Raw genomic sequence first — 19,039 nt, forward strand, 5'->3', positions numbered from 1 at the left:
TTTGTCGGCGAGATCAAATACTGTATCACGTGACATCATTTCACGTCTTTTTTGGCGTGAAATGACACTATCGATTTCAAACCTTTACTTTATTGTTCTGTTATTGCTGCATAACGGAGACAATAACTGTGTTTGAAATAATACCTAAACCTATGAATAAAATAAAAATACTTTCTTTATCGATTGCTCTTGCTCTTTCTGGCTGTGGAAGTGATGAAACGACATCAGTAGAAGCCGGTAGTCACGTGGCATCTCCTGACTGGCGAGATCAGATCATTTATTTTTTAATGATTGACCGCTTTAATGATGGTGATCATGCGATTAATGACCAAGGACAGAACGAATATGACCCCACCTCTGAGAAAAAATTCAGTGGCGGCGATCTTGTTGGGGTGAGCGATAAACTGGGCTATATTGAGCAGTTGGGCGCGACATCGATCTGGATTACGCCTCCGGTTGCAAACCAATGGTGGGATGCAGAGCAAAACTACGGCGGTTACCACGGCTATTGGGCGCGTGACTTCCAAAAAGTGGATGAGCATTTTGGGGATCTAGAAAGTTATCAAGCGTTAGCGCGCGAAGTGCATGCTCGCAATATGTTCTTAATTCAGGATATCGTGACTAACCATGTAGGCAACTTCTTCACCTACGATAATCCTTATAATTATGATCCAAGCCTCCCTTGTCAGGGCTTCCGTTTGATTGAAAATGCGTTGCCAGCAGGGCAAGAGCTGCCTTACCCACTCAACATGAACGAATGTAAAACAGACGGCACAGGCAGTTACCACTGGACACCAAGCATCACCGATCACAATGATCCGATACAAGAAAAAACCTGGCAGCTTTCTGATTTGGATGATCTCAACACGTCCGATCCAGAAGTACGCGCTTATCTAAAAGAGAGCTACCGAAAATGGATTCGCGAAGTGGGTGTTGACGCTTTTCGTATCGACACGGTAAAGTTTGTCGAACACGATTTTTGGCATGATTTCTTGCACGCCGACGATGGCGTGATGACGCAAGCGGTTGATACCGGGCGTGACAACTTCCTCACTTTTGGTGAAGTATTCGAAACATCCACACCTTACCAGACGCAAGGTGAAGAAAAGATGCTGACTTACATCGGTGAAAATGGCTCGCCGAAACAGCTAACCTCGGTATTGAACTTCCCACTGCAAGCGACCATGACGCGCGTATTTGCTTCAGGACAACCAACTGATTATTTGCGTTTCCGGCTAGAAAAAATGATGGAGATGTTCCCGAATCCATACATCATGCCGAACTTCATTGATAATCACGATATGCCGCGTTTTCTGTCGCAAGGTAGCGTGAATGACATGAAACAAGCACTGATCACCATGATGAGCGTACCCGGTATTCCTGTGATTTACCAAGGTACAGAACAGGCGATGTCAGTGGCACGTGATGCGATGTTTGCTGGCGGTTACCGTGAAGATGGTCAATCTGTCGATTCATTCGATCAAAATAGCGAGATGTACTTGTTCATCCAAGAACTGGCTAAGTTGCGCACCGAAAACAAAGTCATGACACGTGGCGAAATAAAAGTGATTGGCAGCGATAAAGCGGGCGCGGGCGTATTCGCCTTTACTCGAACATTGGATAACGACGAAGTCTTAGTGGTGATGAACACCTCCAACTCACCGATGTTGATGAACCAACTCGACGTAGAGCAAGCGGGCGGTACCGTATTCCAACAACAAATTATGTCGAACTGGGCAGGTGCGCCAGAACAGTTAGTTATCGATGACAATGGTCATGTGACGCTGGAATTGCCCGCGAAATCTGCCGCCATTTACTTTAAAAGTGCCGATACCCAATCAGTAGACAGACCGGATCTCAACATCCAACTGGCGGAGAATTGGGAAGGACAAACCATCACTGGTGATATTGTTATCGCGGGTAGTGCTAACGCGAACGAGAAATTAAACCTTGTCGTCGACGGTAACTTGGAAACCGCGCAAACCATTACTGTAAGCGCTGACGGTCAGTTTAGCGTCACGCTGTCGACGCGTCACTTTGCGATTGGTGAGCAACAGCACCGCTTCGCAATTTATTCCACCGAGAAAAAAGCAGGTATCGAGGATGTGAATTTTATCTCGAACCTAAGTTGGTCAAACATGCCGGATGAGACTATTGATGATGCGGACGATGCGCAAGACGGTACAGGCGGCCTTAACGGTAACTACTCGTTGCCAACCGATCCAACGTTCGACAAAGACAACAGCCAACTCGCAATCAACCAAGCAGAGGTGTTTACCGTTGGCAGTAACGTACGTTTGACCTTCACCATGGACAAGATCACCGATACTTGGTTACCGCCAAACGGCTTTGACCACGTGGGTTTCACCATCTTCATTGATTTACCAGAAGAAGCGGCAACCAACCTAACGGAACTGCCAAAGATCAACGCATCGATGCCAAGCGGAACCTGGAGTCGCAATGCGGTTATTTTTGGCTGGCAAAGCTCGATTTACAACACCAAAGGAGCAAATGCCACCACATGGGGAGAGGCTGTGACACCAGCACCTAAGGTCACGGTGGATAAAGCCAATAACACGATCTCGATCGATTTTGCCAGCGATGCGCTGGGTCGACCTGAGTCACTCGATGATGTCCGCTTTTATGTTACTACCTGGGATTTGGATGGTTTATCGGCCAATTATCGTCCGTTAAATCAAGACAAAGGGCCATGGAACTTCTCTGGTGGCGCATCGGATGAAAGTAAAATTTGGGATGAGTTGCCTATCATAACCTTAAAAGAATAAACGGTTAGGCGTTCGAATGAGACGAGGCTTTAGGCCTCGTCTTTGCTGCCTACCTGTAACTCAAAGTTGTTTGGGTAAAAATAGGATTTATGCAATCGGTAATTCGTGTCGTTGGCCCCATTCAGTCCATGAACCATCATAAATGGCGAGATTGGGATAGCCGCAGAGATAAGCGGCCAGCAAAACAATGCAAGCGGTCACTCCAGATCCACAACTAAATAGATACTCATTAGCGGGTGCGAAAGCTTGGGCAAGGATAGGAGCTAAAGCTTGTGACGATTTCATTTTATGCCCATCCATTACCTGTGCAAACGGCATATTACACGAGTTTGGGATGTGACCACTGCGCACACCGGCCCTTGGTTCGGGGACTTGCGCTAAAAATCGTTCAGCAGAGCGAGCATCGATCGTTAAGCTGGTGGGGTCGGCAATTTTATTGAAAACATAGCCCGCATCAACAAAATAGTCAGGTGAAAGCTTACCCACGAAGTTACCTCGACGTGGCGTCTGGGTGTATTCCTGTGACACGTCATACCCTGCCAATTTCCATTCATGTAGCCCGCCATCCAAAATATAAACTTGCTTATGGCCGAAGGCTTGAAACATCCACCAAGCACGAGGTGAAGCAAAAGTTCCACTATTGTCGTACACCACAATGATAGAGTCTTGATTGATCCCTAGTGCTTGTGCAAGACAATTAAACCGAATTTCATCTGGCATCATATGCGGCAGGGTACTGTATGGATCACAAAATTCTTTATCGTAATCAAAGCGTTGTGCGCCAGGAATTTTATTGAGCCAATCCTTCTCCGTTTCATTAGCCATTTGAAATTCAATACTGCAATCGAGGAGGATGATTTCTGGAGAGGCTAAGTGCTGAGATAGCCAAGCTGGAGTTACGAGTGGGGACATGGTTACGATTCCTTAAGTAACAAAATATGGCAGGGCGTCCTTATCGCTGGTGCTCTGTCGTCTTTTTCGTGATCATGATTGAGCATGACAAATAGGGCAGTGAGCCTGTTTAGGTAATTTCATTTCTCGCCATGTCATGCTTAATGCATCAAGCATCAAAATTTTTCCACTCAAAGGTTGGCCGTAATTAGCAATGACTTTGATTGCCTCTAATGCTTGCACTGCACCGATAATACCGACTATCGGTGCCATAACTCCCGCTTCAACACACGTGAGTGAATTATGGCCAAATAGAGCGCTTAAGCATTGGTAACAGGGTTCGTCAGGGTGTTGATACATAAATACGCTGACTTGCCCTTCCATTCGAATCGCCGCACCAGAAACGAGCGGTGTTTTGTTTTGGTAACATAGGCGGTTAAGTTGATTGCGAGTTTCAACGTTATCACACGCGTCCAGCACAAGGCTATGAGTGGCAATCAGCGCATTCAACGCTTCATCCTCTAAACGTTGCGCAATCGTCCTGATCACCAAGTGTGGGTTGAGTTTATGCAGTGACTCGGCCGCCGAGTCAACTTTATGGCGGCCAAGATCGTTATCCGTGTGCAACACTTGGCGTTGTAGGTTAGATAATTCAACCACATCATCATCAATCAGCGTCAGGCTACCGATGCCCGCGGTCGCTAAATATTGGCTTGCGGCACAACCTAACCCCCCTGCACCAAGAATTAAAACAGAACTTTGTTTCAGCGCTTCTTGCCCTTCGAAATCGAAGTTTTTTAGCATGATCTGGCGGTTGTAACGCAGCATTTCCTGATCAGACAAAAGATCCATAATGTTCCTCAATACAAGCTGGCATTAAATAGCTGAATGTGAACCGTTTCTCCAACCTCAACATGGCCACGTTCTCGTTCAAGCACCACAAAACAGTTAGCTAAACTCATGGAACGGAAGGCACCAGAACTTTGGTTACCTGTGCTTTCAACGACAAACTGCCCATCTTCAATTGAGTAGATTCCTCGTTGATAATCGGTGCGTCCGGGAGATTTTTTAAAACGAGAGCGAGTCGTCGCTGGGATCGAGGGAGAGGCTTGCCAAGCCGTGTGCCCAGCAAGTTTTGCCAACATGGGTTGCACGAGCACATATAGAGTTAACATAGCAGAAACCGGATTACCCGGTAAGCCGCAAAACCATGCATGATTGAGTGAGCCAAACGCGAAGGGTTTACCGGGTTTTATGGCTAATTTCCAAAAGCCGATCTCACCAAGTTTAGCCAGAATATCTTTAGTGTAATCCGCCTCGCCGACACTCACGCCTCCGGAAGTAATCACCACATCGGCTTGAGTTTGTGCTTGCTCAAATGCAGTGGTTAATTGGGCAGGACAGTCGGGAATAATTCCTAAATCAATCGCTTCACAGCCAAATTTTTCAATTAACGGCTTCATGCCATAGCGGTTGCTATCATAAATTTGCCCAGCCTTTAGTGGTTCACCCAGTGGCTTTAATTCATCGCCGGTTGAAAAAAAGGCTACTTTGGGTTTACGAAACACACGCACATGGCTTATCCCTAAGGTGGCGATCATCGGAATATCGCGCACGGTTAAACGTGAACCAGCGCTGAGCACCACATCACCTTGTCGGATATCATCACCTGTGGGGCGAATATTACTGTTCGGCTTTACTTCAGAGACCGCAAACCGAATACCTTGCTCTGTCACTTGGGCTTGCTCTTGCATGATCACTGCATCGCATCCCGATGGGATTTGAGCACCGGTCATGATTCTGATGCATGTCATTGCTGGCCAATTGCCGGTATAAGGTTGTCCTGCAAATGATTTGCCCACAACGGGCAACTGGACTTGTTGTGCGAGTTCCGCGCGTCTTACCGCGTATCCATCCATGGCTGAATTATCAAAAGGAGGAACGTGGATTGGGGAGAGAATATCTTCTGCGAGCACAAAACCGAGGGCATCGGCTAGCGGAAGTTGGTGTGTGTCATTAATCGGTGTAATGCGTGCAAGCATTGAGTTGAGAGCATCTTCAATTGGCATGAGATTTTGTGCATCGCAACAGCCCATATTAATCGTCCTGTGGTTATTATTTTTGGCGTACTTTAGCATACAAAGGGCGAGACAATAATGCCCTCTCATAAAATAGGGATGTAATTATTCAAAAATACGAGTATTCTTGTTTGCCATTCAAAAGGGGTAAACAAGAGGTAGGGAAATGTCAAGTTTGAGCGAATCCGCCCAGTTAGTGAAAGCGGCTCTCGAAAGCCGCGGCCAGGAAACGCCAATGCAACCCAATGTGATCAGCCGTGAAGAGAAAAAAACGCAAATTGAACATCATATGCGTGAAATCTTAAATCTGCTGGGGCTTGATCTCACTGATGACAGCTTAGAAGAAACGCCCCATCGCATCGCAAAAATGTATGTGGATGAGATTTTCTCTGGGCTTGACTATAAGAACTTCCCTAAAATCACCGTCATCGAAAATAAGATGAAGGTCAGTGAGATGGTATGCGTGAAAGACATCACCTTGACCAGCACCTGTGAACACCATTTAGTTACCATTGATGGTAAAGCCGCAGTTGCCTATATCCCGCGTGGGAAAATTATTGGTTTATCAAAAATTAACCGCATTGTTCGATTTTTTGCCCAGCGTCCGCAGGTTCAAGAAAGGCTCACCCAGCAAATTTTGGTGGCATTGCAAACCTTGCTTGAATCGGATGATGTGGCGGTCACTATTGATGCGACCCACTATTGCGTTAAATCTCGCGGTGTGATGGACGCAACCAGCATGACAACCACGACAGCATTAGGCGGGATTTTTAAGTCAAACCCTTCCACTCGCGCAGAGTTTTTACACAGCATTCGCTAAACTAAGTCGTGATATGCAGATCAGAATCCATCATTTAACTAAAGTATGTAAAGCTTAAGGATGGATTCTGAATGCTATTAAGCCAATTGAATCAATCTTTTAACTAATCGATCAATCCCACTTGCTGCTTGAGTGATATTCTCTGCGAGCATATAAGCAGGGGTAGAAAGCACATTATGCTGCTGATCGTACACATAATCATCGACCGGACAGTTTACGTGTTCACCCCCCATTTTAGTGAATGCACAAGCGGTATCAGGATCATTACCAATGGTTCCTTCAACGCCAGATTCGTAAATATGGGGGATAAGCGCAGGAGCAATACAAAGGTAACCCGCCGGTTTACCCACTTTCGCAAAAGCTCGGCAAATCGTCGCAACTTGCTCGTTAATACCGCATTCAGCGCCGTTATCGGCAAAATCACTTAGGTTTTTTGCCACACCGAACCCACCGGGAAGCAGTAATGCATCAAAGTCCTGAACGTTCAGTTGGGTTAGATCTTGGATGTTACCACGAGTGAGGCGGGCCGCTTCAACCAAGACATTACGGGTTTCTTTCATTACTTCACCCGTCAAGTGATTAATGACGACCTGTTGCTCAATGTTGGGCGCAAAGCAGTGCCAACTGGCTCTTTGCTTTTCTATGGCATACAGGGCTAATACCGTTTCGTGAATTTCAGCGCCATCAAAAACACCACATCCACTTAAAATTACGGCCACTTTTTTCATTGATAGGCTCCTTACTTATTTCATCGATAAGACCTCTCTATGAGGTTAACATTTTATTAAAAACAATCTACACTGCGCGGATAATTTTGAGGAGCAAGTAATGAAGTACGATTGGATTTTGTTTGATGCGGATGAAACGTTATTCCACTTTGATGCCTTTAAAGGCATGCAATTAATGTTTGCGCGTAAAGGGGTCGATTTTACTGAGCAGGATTTCCATCAATACCAACAGGTTAATAAACCGCTGTGGGTGGACTACCAAAATGGCGATATTAGCGCTGAGCAACTCAAACATATTCGCTTTACGCACTGGGCTGAACAATTAGAGACCACCACCACAGAGCTTAATAGCGCATTTTTAACCGCAATGGCAGATATTTGTACTTTATTACCTGGTGCACAAGAGTTATTAGATGGATTAAAAGGAAAAGCCAAGCTAGGGATTATTACCAACGGTTTTACAGAGCTGCAGGATGTGCGTTTAGCAAAAACAGGTATGACGGATTATTTTGAGCATATTGTTATTTCTGAGCAAGTCGGTATTGCTAAACCCGATGCGGGAATTTTTGCCCATGCGATGGAGAGGATGGGGCATCCTTCGAAAGAAAAAGTCCTGATGGTAGGAGACAATCCTCACTCAGATATTTTGGGAGGGCTTAATTTTGGGTTTGAAACATGTTGGCTAAATACACATCAACACCCATGCCCAGAAGGGATTAATGCTCACTATGAAGTGGCTTCCTTGTATGAGTTGCAAACCATTTTACTGGCGTAAGTCCATCGCTCTTGGTGCAAAGAGTGGCCTTTGCACCAAAGTGTCAGGGATGATTAACGAGTATATTCACCTTCTCGTTCTGGCTGATAAACCACTTCAATGATCTCAATCGTTTTTTCGCCACCACTTGGCATTGGCCAAGAGAGTTGCTGCCCTTCTGATAAACCGAGCAATGCGCTGCCTACTGGGGCAAAAATCGAGATATCGTCGCTTGTTTTTAGGTCTTTGGGGTAGACTAGGTTTTTTTGCATAATTTCATCACTGCCCAAAAATTTAAACTTCACCGTAGAATTCATTGTGACAACATTCGCTGGGATTTCTTCAGGAGCGAGTACGGTTGCACGATCCAACTCATCTTCTAGACGTTCCAGCTCTGCTGATAACTTAGGCATGTTATCCATTAATGCACTGATGCGATCCATGTCGAGGGTTGACACGATAATTGAATGATTGTTTGGCATTTTATTTTCTCCAAAAGAAATACCGCCCCGAACGAATCAGGGCGGCATAAAACATGTCCAGTATGCAATTTTGCATCTATTGTGTCTAGAACATAAACTGAATGGTGATAAAATTCAATCGTTGCGCGCACAGTTTTGTCGTGTTAGTGGCTGATGATGTGCTAGGGGCAACAGACCCTAGGAATAAATAAGGGCGAATGTGCAGTACATAAAAATTAAAGATGTCATTGTTGAACAAATTGAAGCAGGCATGTTGACGGCTAAGCAGAAATTACCTGCTGAACGTCAATTAGCCGAGACTTTTAATACAACACGGGTAACGCTGCGTGAAGCGCTTTCATTATTAGAAGCGGAAGGAAGAATCTATCGAGAAGATCGGCGAGGCTGGTTTATTTCTCCACCACCACTGCGTTATGACCCAACTCAAACTTTAAATTTTACCAATATGGCACGAGCACAACATCGTCAGCCGAAAACTGAGCTTGTGAGTGCCAAAGTAGAGGTGGCTAATAAATTAGCCTCGAAACTTTTGCAATTAGCCCCATTTTCGGAAGTGTATTGTATTGAGCGTGTTCGTTATTTAGATCATCGTCCGGTGGCGTTCGTGACTCACTACGTGCGTCCAGAATATTGTCCTAACTTGTTAGATTTTGATTTGTCACAATCATTGACTGACACCTATCAACGTCACTTTTCGATACAATATCAAAAAATACGCTATCGGATCACCACTCGTTCACTATTCGGTGAAACTGCGCAGGCCTTGAGATCGACAACAGGAACACCGGCAACGGTAGTTGAGCGAGTGAATTACAACCAGTACGGCGAGTTAATCGACTGTGGTATTGAATATTGGCGACATGATGCCATTAGTATCGAATCGGTGGCTGAGCGATCACATCCCGCTGAATCGGATCTCTCATCGTGTTTAACTCGTGCCGATAAGTGAGAAAAACGATAAATGAGAAAAACATGGCCCGCAGGCCATGTTTGAGGTGGTTTGACTTATACCACTGAATAGTGAATGGCTAACTGTTTTCTTCCGCATCTTGGCGTTTGATCACTTTATGCCCATCTTCCGTTACTCCATTTTTCCAGTAACTGCTGATGTAAATAAAATCTCGCGCAACGGCTCGTTCATTTCGAAAATATTGCCGCAGTGTCCGCATGGCATCAAATTCACAGGCACACCACACCGCGCATTGACCCGTTAACCAAGATTGAGCTTTGACAACCTCAGTTAAGGATTCTCCTTGCGCTGCATTGACCCATATAATTTGCACGCCGGTTGGGGAGATTAAGCGTTGTTGATCGGCGGGATCGCTGATCTCTATCACAGCATAACCTTTTGTTTTTGCATCAAGACTCGCCAGTGTCACTGACAAGGCGGGCAGGGCGGTCATATCTGCTGCAAGAAATACCCATTCAGCTGCTTTCCAGTTTGGGTCTTGGCTTTTACCCGGCCCTGCGATGGCAATGCTTTCACCCACTTGTACAGTTTCTGCCCAGCGGGAGGCAAAACTGCAAGCCAAATCCTCACTGGAATGGCGAACAAAATCGACCACAAGGCTGTGAGTCTGTGTATCGAACTGACGAATGGTATAAGTGCGCATGACGGAGCGTTCTTCACTGCCAAGTTGACTGAGATCACTGGATCCTTGCGGAGTGAACAGCAGTTTAATATAGCCACCTTCACTCTCTTTTCCAAAGTGAGCAATGCTTGAACCTTGCAGAGTAATACGCTGAATGTGCGGAGAGATTCGTTCAGTTTTTACCACGGTGACAGGGTAAGAAGGGCGTTGATTATTTGGATGACTCATAGTATTTATCTCGCTGACTTTATCTGGCTTACCATAACGATAATTTTACGTATCGGCAATGATAATCGTTGTCGTTTACAATAATTTATCGATAAAAATAATGAACGGATTCGCTGGTCGATGAGTCTACATGATAAAATTCACTGCAAGGATTAAAGCGAGAGACTCATGAGACATTTACAGACAGCAACCCACCCAGATATCGCTAACTTAAGCCATTATTCAATCATACAGCGTAAAGCCGCTCGAGCCATTGTGCTTGAAGGTGAAGAGATTTTATTGCTCTATACTGAGCGCTATGATGATTACACCTTACCCGGTGGGGGCGTTGATAAACAGGAAGATATCATCCAAGCCATGGTGCGTGAATTACAAGAAGAAACAGGTGCAAGCAATATTCAAATGATCCAACCATTTGGCTTATATGAAGAGTTTCGTCCTTGGTATCGAGAGGATGCTGATGTGATGCATATGATCTCTTATTGCTATACCTGCAAAGCCGATCGTCAGCTTGGTCAAATGCGTTTGGAAGAGTATGAAATCAACAATGGTATGCAGCCTGTGTGGATGAATATTCATCAGGCCATTGCCCATAATGAGCAGACCATGGCACATAGTACACAAAAAGGCATGAGTATTGAGCGAGAAACTTTTTTACTGCGCTTGATTGCCAAAGAATTGCTGTAAGATTTAGGGGAATTAAACGCTTGGACAGAATGAAATCGTAAGTCGCTAATACGATCTCGTTCGAAGCGCGGCAATTGAATGAAATCAGATCCGTTATGCATTGGTATCTTATTCAGAGTTGAGTATAGTAAAAACAATAGGATAAGACGAAAAATAACCAGTTAACCAAAAGGACGTTTACATGGGGAAATATTCACGATGGGTATTGGGAGCATTATTGGTCGCATCCAGCCAGATGGCTTGGGCGGATGTTATAGAGACGACCCAGTTAGTCGGTTACGGCAAAGCGAAATATCCAGCCAATTTTACCCATTTTGATTATGTGAATCCTCAAGCGCCCAAGTATGGAAAAATCACTTATGGGCAGATTGGCACCTTTGATAACTTTAACCGTTATGCTTCACGTGGAGTGGCGGCTGCGGGAACGGGTGAGTTATACGATGCATTAATGTTTTCACCCAGTGACGAAATCGATACCTACTATCCACTTATCGCCGAAAAAGTCCGTTATTCTGATGATTACCTCTGGCTTGAATTGGATATAAACCCTGCGGCACGTTTTCACGACGGCACTCCGATCACCGCTTATGATGTGGAGTTCACCTTTAATAAATTTATGACCGAAGGCGTTGCTCAGTACCGAGTTTACTATCAAGAAATCAAATCGGTGCAAGCCTTAAATAAGCGTACTGTCCGCGTTGAAATGAAAACAGGCAACCGTGAGAAGCTCTTTAGTTTTGCTCAATCGACTCGAGTGTTACCCGCCCATTTTTGGCGTGATAAAAATTTATCTGAACCTTTAAATCAGCCTCCCGTCGGTAGCGGGCCTTACCGTGTGGTTGATTTTAAACCCGGTCAAAGTGTGACTTATCAGCTGGTGGATGATTATTGGGCGAAAGATCTACCGGTGAATGTTGGACGAAATAACTTTAAGCAAGTGCAGTATGATTATTACCGCGATGATACGGTGATGCTTGAAGCCTTTAAGGCCGGTGAGTTTGACCTGCGCCAAGAGAGTCAGGCGAAATTTTGGGCAACCTCTTATACCGGTGCTAATTTTGATCGGGGGTGGATCAAAAAAGAAGAGATTCCACATCATGCACCAGTTGCAACTCAAGGCTTTGTTTTTAATACTCAGCGCCCGATTTTTCAAGATGTTCGAGTACGTGAAGCATTAAATTATGCCATGGATTTTGAGTGGATGAATCGGAATATGTTTTACGATCAATATTCCCGTACTCGCAGCTATTTCCAAAATACTCGCTATGAAGCAAAAGGTTTACCGAGTGAACAAGAATTAGCGGTACTTGAGCCGTTTAAAGCACAGCTCCCCGCTCGGGTTTTTACTCAAGAATATCAGCCGCCAGTGACCGATGGCAGTGGCCGAATTCGCCCACAGATGCGAGAAGCTTTCCGATTGCTAAAAGAGGCGGGATGGGAACTGGAGAATAAAGTGATGAAAAACGTCGCCACCGGAGAGCCGATGAGTTTTGAATTACTTATTTATAGCCCAACGGCAGAGCGAATTGCCATTCCTATCCAGCGCAATTTAAAGTTGATGGGCATCGATATGAAAATTCGCACCATTGATACCACGCAATATACTAAACGGCTGCGTGATCGAGATTTTGACATGGTCTCATCCAGCTTTTTCGCTAACCCTTATCCGAGCCCCAATTTACTGATTGTTTGGCACTCAAGTTATATGGATTCTACCTATAACACTGCGGGAGTGAATGATCCGGTGATTGATGCGCTTACTGAGCAAATCGTACAAAATCAACAAAATCCATCGCAGTTAGTCGCATTAGGACGATCATTAGATCGCGTTTTACAATGGAACTTTTACCTAATTCCTCAGTGGTATACCGGAATGTATCGGGTCGCCAGTTGGGATAAATTTGCCCGTCCCGATGTGATGCCAGATTATGATTTAGGGTTAGACACGTGGTGGATCTCTGAGCAAAAAGCGCAGAAACTGCCTGCCAAACGCCGTTAAGAGGTCGACATGGCTGCGTATATTTTTCGCCGATTATTGCTGGTGATCCCCACCTTGTGGGCGATCATCACCATTAACTTTTTTATTATTCAAATTGCGCCAGGTGGCCCTGTTGAACAAGCGATTGCTCAGTTAGAAGGGCACACTTCTGGCGTCATGGAACGATTCGCTGGCGGTGGGCAAGAGGTTATCGCCAGCAAACTGGATGATAGTTCAGGTTACAAAGGATCACGAGGCTTAGATCCCGAAGTGGTTGAGGCGATCAAACGCCAGTTTGGATTTGATAAACCGATACATCAACGCTACTTTGAGATGCTGAAAAACTATCTGACCTTTAATTTTGGTGAGAGTCTGTTTCGTGGCGGAGATGTGATTGATTTGATTGTAGAACGTTTGCCCGTTTCGATTTCTTTGGGGTTATGGAGTACCCTCATCATCTACTTTATCTCCATTCCCCTTGGCATTATGAAAGCGATTCATCACGGCTCTCGTTTTGATGTCTGGTCAAGTGCACTGGTGATTGTCGGCTATGCGATTCCCGGTTTTTTATTTGCCATCATTTTGATTATTCTCTTTGCGAGCGGAAACTATTTTAGTTGGTTCCCACTCCGAGGACTAGTGTCTGATCATTTTGACCAACTGCTCTGGTATCAAAAAATAATTGACTACTTTTGGCATTTGGCGCTGCCCATTTTTGCCATGGTGATCGGTGGGTTTGCGACGTTAAGTATGCTGACCAAAAACTCCTTTCTTGATGAAATTAATAAGCAATATGTGGTAACGGCACGAGCCAAAGGGTTGGATGAACGGACTATTTTATATAAACACGTCTTTCGCAATGCTATGTTGATCATCATTGCGGGCTTTCCTAGCGCCTTTATCGGTATTTTCTTTACCGGATCGATGTTGATTGAAGTGATGTTCTCTTTAGAAGGTATCGGTTTGCTCGGGTTTGAGTCAACCATTCAACGTGACTATCCTGTGGTATTTAGTTCACTCTATATCATGACGTTACTTGGGTTACTGCTTAGTATTATTTCCGATCTTACCTACACTTGGGTGGATCCTCGTATTGATTTTGAGGCGCGCTAAGTATGGTAAACAAGTCAAGGATCAACCCATTAACTCAGGCGCGCTGGCAACGGTTTAAATTTCATCGGCGAGGTTTCTATTCGCTGTGGATTTTTTCACTGCTCTTTATTGTGAGTCTGTTTGCTGAAATCATTGCCAATGATAAACCGCTGCTGGTCTCTTATGACCATCAGTGGTTTTTCCCTGTCGTGACTCAATATGCCGAAACCCGCTTTGGCGGCGAGTTCGAGACAGAAGCAGACTATACCGACCCTTATGTGGTGGGATTAATTGAGCAAAAAGGCTATCTCATCTGGGCACCGATTCGGTTTAGCTACGATACCATCAATCTCAATGTGGTCGGCTCGGTGCCGTCTGCACCGGATTCTGTTAACTGGTTAGGTACAGATGATAAAGGGCGTGATGTATTAGCCAGAATTATCTACGGCTTTCGGGTTTCAGTATTATTCGGCTTTGCATTGACCATTATTTCATCGGTGATTGGTGTTTTGGTGGGAGCAACCCAAGGCTACTACGGCGGCTGGCTGGATCTGTTCGGGCAACGTTTTATTGAAGTTTGGTCAGGTATGCCGACCTTATTCTTGTTGATTATCCTGTCTAGTTTTGTCGAGCCCAATTTTTGGTGGTTACTTGGCATCATGGTGTTATTTAGTTGGATGAGTTTGGTGGGTGTGGTACGTGCGGAGTTTTTGCGTTGCCGAAATTTTGATTATATCCGCGCAGCACAAGCGATGGGAGTAAAAGATACCCGCATCATCTTCCGACATATGTTGCCTAATGCTATGGTTGCCTCACTCACTATGATGCCTTTTATTTTATCGGGTTCAGTCACCACCTTAACCTCACTGGATTTTCTCGGTTTTGGTTTACCCGTGGGCTCACCTTCTCTTGGTGAATTATTAGCGCAAGGCAAAGCGAATTTACAAGCCCCTTGGCTCGGTATTTCAGCGTTTGTGGTGTTATCTTTGATGCTCACGTTGCTGGTGTTTATTGGTGAAGCGGTGCGTGATGCGTTTGATCCACATGTGCAAGGAAGAAGTTAATGAGCGAACCATTATTAACCATTACCGATCTCTCGATTGGATTTGGTCGAGCACAAGCGATCGAAACGGTGACTCATCAAGTTTCCCTCTCTATTCATAAAGGGGAAACACTGGCATTAGTCGGGGAGAGTGGTTCCGGAAAATCAGTCACCGCCAATGCTATTTTAAAACTCTTACCGAAGGGTTCAGCGCATTATCAGCAGGGCAGAATTGAGTTTGCGGGATTGAATCTACTCACCTGTTCAGAGCGTCAACTGCGGGGTATTCGCGGGGGACGGATAGGTATGATTTTCCAAGAACCTATGGTGTCATTAAATCCATTGCATAAAATCGGTAAACAGCTGGTTGAAACCTTAGCGATTCACCGTGGGATGCGTCAACGTCACGCAGAATCCTTAGCCATGACTTGGTTAGAAAAAGTTGGGATTCGGCAACCACAGGTGAAAATTAATGCTTATCCTCATGAATTATCCGGAGGAGAAAGGCAGCGGGTGATGATTGCGATGGCGTTGATCAATGAGCCCGAACTCTTGATTGCTGACGAGCCAACCACCGCTTTGGATGTTTCGGTTCAAGCGCAGATTTTAGATCTACTCAAATCTTTGCAGCAAGAGTTAGGTATGGCCATGTTGTTCATTACCCATGACTTAAGCATTGTCCGACGTATTGCCGATCGGGTCGCGGTGATGCAGGCTGGGCGCGTGATTGAACAAAATCATTGCGCGGAATTATTTTCTGCGCCGCAGCATCCTTATACCCGATTACTGATTGAATCAGATCCGCGTGGCACACCGGTTGCCGTCAATAAAAATAACCCAGTTTTATTAGAAACTCAGCAAATGAATGTGTGGTTTCCAATTAAAGGCGGGATTTTTAAACGCACCATGGATCACGTCAAAGCGGTCACAGGGATGACATTTCAGTTGCGTCAAGGGCATGCGATTGGATTAGTTGGGGAAAGTGGCTCAGGAAAATCGACCACAGGCATGGCGGTATTAAGGTTGGTCAATTCGAGTGGTGAGATTCGTTATGCCGATCAGACTATCCAATCACTTGATAGGCAGGCGATGTTGCCATTTCGGCGTAAAATGCAGGTGGTTTTTCAAGATCCCTTTTCTGCGTTAAACCCTCGCATGTCGGTGGCTCAAGTGATTGGTGAAGGGCTGACTGTACATAGCCAACACTCTGCCTCAGAAATTGATCAAGCTATCTGTTTAGCAATGCAAGAAGTTGGGCTTGATCCTGAAACGCGACATCGTTATCCCAATGAATTTTCGGGAGGGCAGCGGCAGCGCATTGCCATTGCTCGTGCGCTTGTTTTAAAACCGGAATTTATCTTACTTGATGAACCGACTTCATCGCTGGATCGTACGGTTCAAGCGCAAGTGCTCGATCTATTGAAGTCACTACAGGAAAAATATGGGTTAACTTATTTATTTATCAGCCATGATTTAAATGTGGTGAAGTCGTTATGCCATTACACTATTGTGATGAAGCAGGGAGAAATAGTAGAGCAAGGGCCAACAGAACAACTCTTTTCTGCCCCGAGTCACCCTTATACTCAAACTTTGGTGCGGCTGTCTGCAGGCTAATTGGGGTTAATGGTAAGTTCGGTAAACCCAGTGTTGGGATCAAATTGGCGTGAAAATTGGTGTTCAGGATAGTGATGTATCATCAGCTCAGCCGTTGTGTGGATAATATTACCCACTTGTAAATGTCCACCCCATACTTGCCCTTGATGGTCAGCGACAGAGATATGTAGATGCTGATGTTCCGGTGTCAATGTACCCATAAGAGAGACAATTTCAAAGTAAGCACTTTGCTGTAGAGTGGTGGTACTGTCTGCCAAGCGAATGGCTAACGTTGATAAACTACCGACACAAGATGCGATGGTTCCCGCTCGAATATTATGCTGAGCGACCAGCGATTGTATCGCCAGTTTAAGATCGGTGCCCGGTAATAGACGAGTTGCGATAAGTTTCATGGCCAAGCCTTGATAATAAAACGGAAAAGAATGGCTGAAATAGTACCAATCCCATACATCGTGTTCAATGCAATCCCGCCCAGTAGAATTGAAACATTGTCATGATATCGATTCAGTATACACTATGGTTATGTCAGAAAAGTAGAATTCCCAATGAGTGATCATCCAGAAGAAGTAGAAATTGAAGCCATCGGTATTGAGGTTGATGCTCAACCCATCGAACTTTATAAAGTTTTAAAGCTTGCTAATGCCGTGAGTGGCGGAGGCGAGGCAAAGTATGCAATCGCCGAAGGCTATGTTGCGGTCAATGGCGAATTAGAGACGCGCAAACGCAGAAAACTATATGATGGTGATTTGGTGGAGTTTGACCAAGAGTATTATTTAGTAATTTGTGATGTTCCAACGACCGAGATGGTTGAACCACAAAAATCAGAGCAAAGTTTGATGACCAACACCACGCCGCCACCAGCAGTCAGCAAACCCAAAGCGCGTCATTCGGCAAAAAAAACAGAAAAAAAATCCACCAATAAAAAACCAACTCCGTCGAATAAAAGGCAAACGCCGACGAAAGAGACGATTGAAGAGGCACCATCCAGCACCAAAGGTGGACGCAGTGCGATTCGCTTTTTCTAAAGTGAAAAATCTAAAGTGAGTAAAAAGGGAGCTTAATTTGCTCCCTTGATGGTTTATCGCCAGTCATCATCAAGAAATGTCCGCCCCTCGAGTGCGTATGGATCGTCATCAAGAGGGTGCTCCATTTCTCCACGTAACTTTTCCAGTTGTTGCTCAAGTTGATTAACCGTTTGGTAATCACCTTCTGAACAAGCGACATAGATTTGTTGCTCTAGTACATCGATGCTGTCTTTGATGTTCATCTGACACCTCCTGTAATTCACTTGAGTTGGGAGTTACTGGCTGCTCTTGGTCAGTATATACCCAGTTGATAAATTTTGCCGATTCACATGGAATGCTTATTCTTTACGATTCGTTGACTTTTTGAACAAAATTTAATCGCGAAAGATCAACAGACCCTAGATGCGGTTGATGCGGATAATTTGCGTTTTAACGCCTGTCATCCACTTAACTTCATCAATCTAATAAACGGTAAGTGCGCTGAGTCCCATACAGAGAACGATGGGTAAGCAAGGATTGAGGGGATGGATAGCTTGAAAAGTAACCTATTGATATTATTTTGTTTATTTTACGAGCAAACAGAAAAAAATCCTTAAAAAAGACTTTTCTTTTCTCATAAATGTGGCAATATAACTCCCGTAGACAGCAAGCCAAGACGCAAAGCGTGCATCGTATAATGGCTATTACCTCAGCCTTCCAAGCTGATGATGCGGGTTCGATTCCCGCTGCACGCTCCAATTCCCCAGTAACGTCAGTTTATTATCAAACCCCAAACCCCAAACCCCAAACCCCAAACCCCAAACTTCCATTCGAACACTGCGCTTTTGAGCGTTTTTTTTGTTTTTACCTTTAAACATAATTCTCCGTTTCATGCGTCAACGATAGAATCGTCTTATCAGATTATTGGTTATCCGATAAATGGAAGATATTTGCGCCATCATTTTGTTGCTGAAGCTCCGCATAACTCTAAAAAATATGCAGCTCATCATACTTCTCTTTTTCTCTGTGCCATGACCATGCAATCGGTTGATTAAACGTGGTAAGTTGTTATGTGACACCGTGTTGACTGAAACCACCACTAGCCAAACCCATACCCAAACAACTTAGCGTTGCAGGTAGGCTGGCCTTTGATGAAAACCACAGATGGCTCTCATTATCCCCATGAGTATAGACAGGCTTATGTGATTGGGGGTAAGCGAACGTAGCCAACACCCCAGCAGATTCAAGTAGGAAGGGGATAAA

Annotated in this window: 18 protein-coding genes and 1 tRNA gene; 11 read left to right on the forward strand and 8 right to left on the reverse strand. The window is 44.9% G+C overall.

From position 1 onward, the window contains the following. Window positions 1–128: 128 nt before the first annotated feature. Window positions 129–2,786 carry an alpha-amylase family glycosyl hydrolase gene (locus FKN05_RS10185; protein ID WP_170887440.1) on the forward strand — a complete coding sequence of 886 codons (2,658 nt, stop codon included), beginning with the start codon at window positions 129–131 and terminating at the stop codon, window positions 2,784–2,786. An 87-nt stretch (window positions 2,787–2,873) separates the two neighbouring features. Here FKN05_RS10185 and FKN05_RS10190 read toward each other — a convergent pair whose 3' ends face one another. From FKN05_RS10190 to moeA, 3 genes are all read right to left on the reverse strand, one after another. Continuing rightward, a complete protein-coding gene (locus FKN05_RS10190; RefSeq protein WP_099611124.1) occupies window positions 2,874–3,698 on the reverse strand; it encodes a sulfurtransferase in 825 nt (274 codons plus the stop codon). 72 nt (window positions 3,699–3,770) lie between these two features. Next, a complete protein-coding gene (moeB, locus tag FKN05_RS10195) occupies window positions 3,771–4,529 on the reverse strand; it encodes a molybdopterin-synthase adenylyltransferase MoeB (RefSeq protein ID WP_161427948.1) in 759 nt (252 codons plus the stop codon). A gap of 8 nt (window positions 4,530–4,537) precedes the next feature. Further along, complete coding sequence (moeA, locus tag FKN05_RS10200; protein ID WP_099611125.1) at window positions 4,538–5,773, reverse strand: molybdopterin molybdotransferase MoeA; 1,236 nt, start codon at window positions 5,771–5,773, stop codon at window positions 4,538–4,540. 148 nt (window positions 5,774–5,921) lie between these two features. Between moeA and folE the strand changes: the two genes are divergently transcribed. Then, entirely contained in the window at window positions 5,922–6,575 is a 654-nt protein-coding gene (gene folE, locus FKN05_RS10205; protein WP_099611126.1) for a GTP cyclohydrolase I FolE, read from the forward strand. 77 nt (window positions 6,576–6,652) lie between these two features. Here folE and elbB read toward each other — a convergent pair whose 3' ends face one another. Next, complete coding sequence (gene elbB / locus FKN05_RS10210; RefSeq protein WP_099611127.1) at window positions 6,653–7,303, reverse strand: isoprenoid biosynthesis glyoxalase ElbB; 651 nt, start codon at window positions 7,301–7,303, stop codon at window positions 6,653–6,655. Window positions 7,304–7,403: 100 nt separating this feature from the next. Between elbB and yjjG the strand changes: the two genes are divergently transcribed. Next, the gene (gene yjjG, locus FKN05_RS10215) at window positions 7,404–8,078 is read left to right on the forward strand and encodes a pyrimidine 5'-nucleotidase (protein ID WP_099611128.1); all 675 of its coding nucleotides are present in this window, start codon (window positions 7,404–7,406) and stop codon (window positions 8,076–8,078) included. A gap of 53 nt (window positions 8,079–8,131) precedes the next feature. Here yjjG and rnk read toward each other — a convergent pair whose 3' ends face one another. Then, window positions 8,132–8,539: a nucleoside diphosphate kinase regulator gene (gene rnk / locus FKN05_RS10220; protein WP_099611129.1), complete on the reverse strand. Its 408-nt coding sequence runs from the start codon at window positions 8,537–8,539 to the stop codon at window positions 8,132–8,134. 199 nt (window positions 8,540–8,738) lie between these two features. Between rnk and phnR the strand changes: the two genes are divergently transcribed. After that, window positions 8,739–9,488: a phosphonate utilization transcriptional regulator PhnR gene (gene phnR, locus FKN05_RS10225; protein WP_099611130.1), complete on the forward strand. Its 750-nt coding sequence runs from the start codon at window positions 8,739–8,741 to the stop codon at window positions 9,486–9,488. A gap of 79 nt (window positions 9,489–9,567) precedes the next feature. Here the strand turns inward: phnR and FKN05_RS10230 are convergent, their stop codons facing one another. Continuing rightward, the gene (locus tag FKN05_RS10230; RefSeq protein WP_161427946.1) at window positions 9,568–10,359 is read right to left on the reverse strand and encodes a siderophore-interacting protein; all 792 of its coding nucleotides are present in this window, start codon (window positions 10,357–10,359) and stop codon (window positions 9,568–9,570) included. Window positions 10,360–10,527: 168 nt separating this feature from the next. On the opposite strand from FKN05_RS10230, the gene FKN05_RS10235 reads away from it, so the two are divergent. The 5 genes from FKN05_RS10235 to FKN05_RS10255 all read left to right on the forward strand — a co-directional run bounded on the left by FKN05_RS10235 (window position 10,528) and on the right by FKN05_RS10255 (window position 16,772). Continuing rightward, window positions 10,528–11,046 (forward strand): NUDIX hydrolase, encoded by a 519-nt coding sequence (locus FKN05_RS10235; protein ID WP_099611131.1) that lies wholly within the window; start codon window positions 10,528–10,530, stop codon window positions 11,044–11,046. A 181-nt stretch (window positions 11,047–11,227) separates the two neighbouring features. After that, entirely contained in the window at window positions 11,228–13,045 is a 1,818-nt protein-coding gene (locus tag FKN05_RS10240) for an extracellular solute-binding protein (protein WP_170887441.1), read from the forward strand. A 9-nt stretch (window positions 13,046–13,054) separates the two neighbouring features. Further along, entirely contained in the window at window positions 13,055–14,137 is a 1,083-nt protein-coding gene (locus tag FKN05_RS10245; protein WP_170887442.1) for a microcin C ABC transporter permease YejB, read from the forward strand. Window positions 14,138–14,139: 2 nt separating this feature from the next. Beyond that, window positions 14,140–15,180 (forward strand): ABC transporter permease, encoded by a 1,041-nt coding sequence (locus tag FKN05_RS10250; RefSeq protein ID WP_099611132.1) that lies wholly within the window; start codon window positions 14,140–14,142, stop codon window positions 15,178–15,180. Further along, on the forward strand, window positions 15,180–16,772 hold the full coding sequence (locus FKN05_RS10255) for an ABC transporter ATP-binding protein (protein WP_170887443.1): 1,593 nt from the start codon (window positions 15,180–15,182) through the stop codon (window positions 16,770–16,772). The genes FKN05_RS10250 and FKN05_RS10255 overlap by 1 nt, the downstream gene beginning before the upstream one ends. Here the strand turns inward: FKN05_RS10255 and FKN05_RS10260 are convergent. Continuing rightward, complete coding sequence (locus FKN05_RS10260) at window positions 16,769–17,164, reverse strand: PPC domain-containing DNA-binding protein (protein WP_099611134.1); 396 nt, start codon at window positions 17,162–17,164, stop codon at window positions 16,769–16,771. The two genes, FKN05_RS10255 and FKN05_RS10260, sit on opposite strands and share 4 nt — an antisense overlap. Before the next feature lie 153 nt (window positions 17,165–17,317). Between FKN05_RS10260 and FKN05_RS10265 the strand changes: the two genes are divergently transcribed. After that, on the forward strand, window positions 17,318–17,797 hold the full coding sequence (locus FKN05_RS10265) for an RNA-binding S4 domain-containing protein (protein WP_161426821.1): 480 nt from the start codon (window positions 17,318–17,320) through the stop codon (window positions 17,795–17,797). 53 nt (window positions 17,798–17,850) lie between these two features. Here FKN05_RS10265 and FKN05_RS10270 read toward each other — a convergent pair whose 3' ends face one another. After that, entirely contained in the window at window positions 17,851–18,039 is a 189-nt protein-coding gene (locus FKN05_RS10270; protein ID WP_099611136.1) for a hypothetical protein, read from the reverse strand. 420 nt (window positions 18,040–18,459) lie between these two features. Here FKN05_RS10270 and FKN05_RS10275 point away from each other — a divergent pair. Beyond that, a tRNA-Gly gene (locus tag FKN05_RS10275) sits at window positions 18,460–18,534 on the forward strand. The last annotated feature ends 505 nt before the right edge of the window (window positions 18,535–19,039 follow it).

This window comes from Vibrio sp. 1-1(7) (assembly GCF_013048485.1).
In the GTDB taxonomy this organism is placed as follows: domain Bacteria; phylum Pseudomonadota; class Gammaproteobacteria; order Enterobacterales; family Vibrionaceae; genus Vibrio; species Vibrio fujianensis.

Excerpts from the sequence above, each read along its gene's own strand:
- FKN05_RS10190 (WP_099611124.1), bottom strand. The coding sequence starts at position 3,698 with ATGTCCCCACTCGTAACTCCAGCTTGGCTATCTCAGCACTTAGCCTCT.
- moeB (WP_161427948.1), bottom strand. The coding sequence starts at position 4,529 with ATGGATCTTTTGTCTGATCAGGAAATGCTGCGTTACAACCGCCAGATC.
- moeA (WP_099611125.1), bottom strand. The coding sequence starts at position 5,773 with ATGGGCTGTTGCGATGCACAAAATCTCATGCCAATTGAAGATGCTCTC.
- folE (WP_099611126.1), top strand. The coding sequence starts at position 5,922 with ATGTCAAGTTTGAGCGAATCCGCCCAGTTAGTGAAAGCGGCTCTCGAA.
- elbB (WP_099611127.1), bottom strand. The coding sequence starts at position 7,303 with ATGAAAAAAGTGGCCGTAATTTTAAGTGGATGTGGTGTTTTTGATGGC.
- yjjG (WP_099611128.1), top strand. The coding sequence starts at position 7,404 with ATGAAGTACGATTGGATTTTGTTTGATGCGGATGAAACGTTATTCCAC.
- rnk (WP_099611129.1), bottom strand. The coding sequence starts at position 8,539 with ATGCCAAACAATCATTCAATTATCGTGTCAACCCTCGACATGGATCGC.
- FKN05_RS10230 (WP_161427946.1), bottom strand. The coding sequence starts at position 10,359 with ATGAGTCATCCAAATAATCAACGCCCTTCTTACCCTGTCACCGTGGTA.
- FKN05_RS10235 (WP_099611131.1), top strand. The coding sequence starts at position 10,528 with ATGAGACATTTACAGACAGCAACCCACCCAGATATCGCTAACTTAAGC.
- FKN05_RS10240 (WP_170887441.1), top strand. The coding sequence starts at position 11,228 with ATGGGGAAATATTCACGATGGGTATTGGGAGCATTATTGGTCGCATCC.
- FKN05_RS10245 (WP_170887442.1), top strand. The coding sequence starts at position 13,055 with ATGGCTGCGTATATTTTTCGCCGATTATTGCTGGTGATCCCCACCTTG.
- FKN05_RS10250 (WP_099611132.1), top strand. The coding sequence starts at position 14,140 with ATGGTAAACAAGTCAAGGATCAACCCATTAACTCAGGCGCGCTGGCAA.
- FKN05_RS10255 (WP_170887443.1), top strand. The coding sequence starts at position 15,180 with ATGAGCGAACCATTATTAACCATTACCGATCTCTCGATTGGATTTGGT.
- FKN05_RS10260 (WP_099611134.1), bottom strand. The coding sequence starts at position 17,164 with ATGAAACTTATCGCAACTCGTCTATTACCGGGCACCGATCTTAAACTG.
- FKN05_RS10265 (WP_161426821.1), top strand. The coding sequence starts at position 17,318 with ATGAGTGATCATCCAGAAGAAGTAGAAATTGAAGCCATCGGTATTGAG.
- FKN05_RS10270 (WP_099611136.1), bottom strand. The coding sequence starts at position 18,039 with ATGAACATCAAAGACAGCATCGATGTACTAGAGCAACAAATCTATGTC.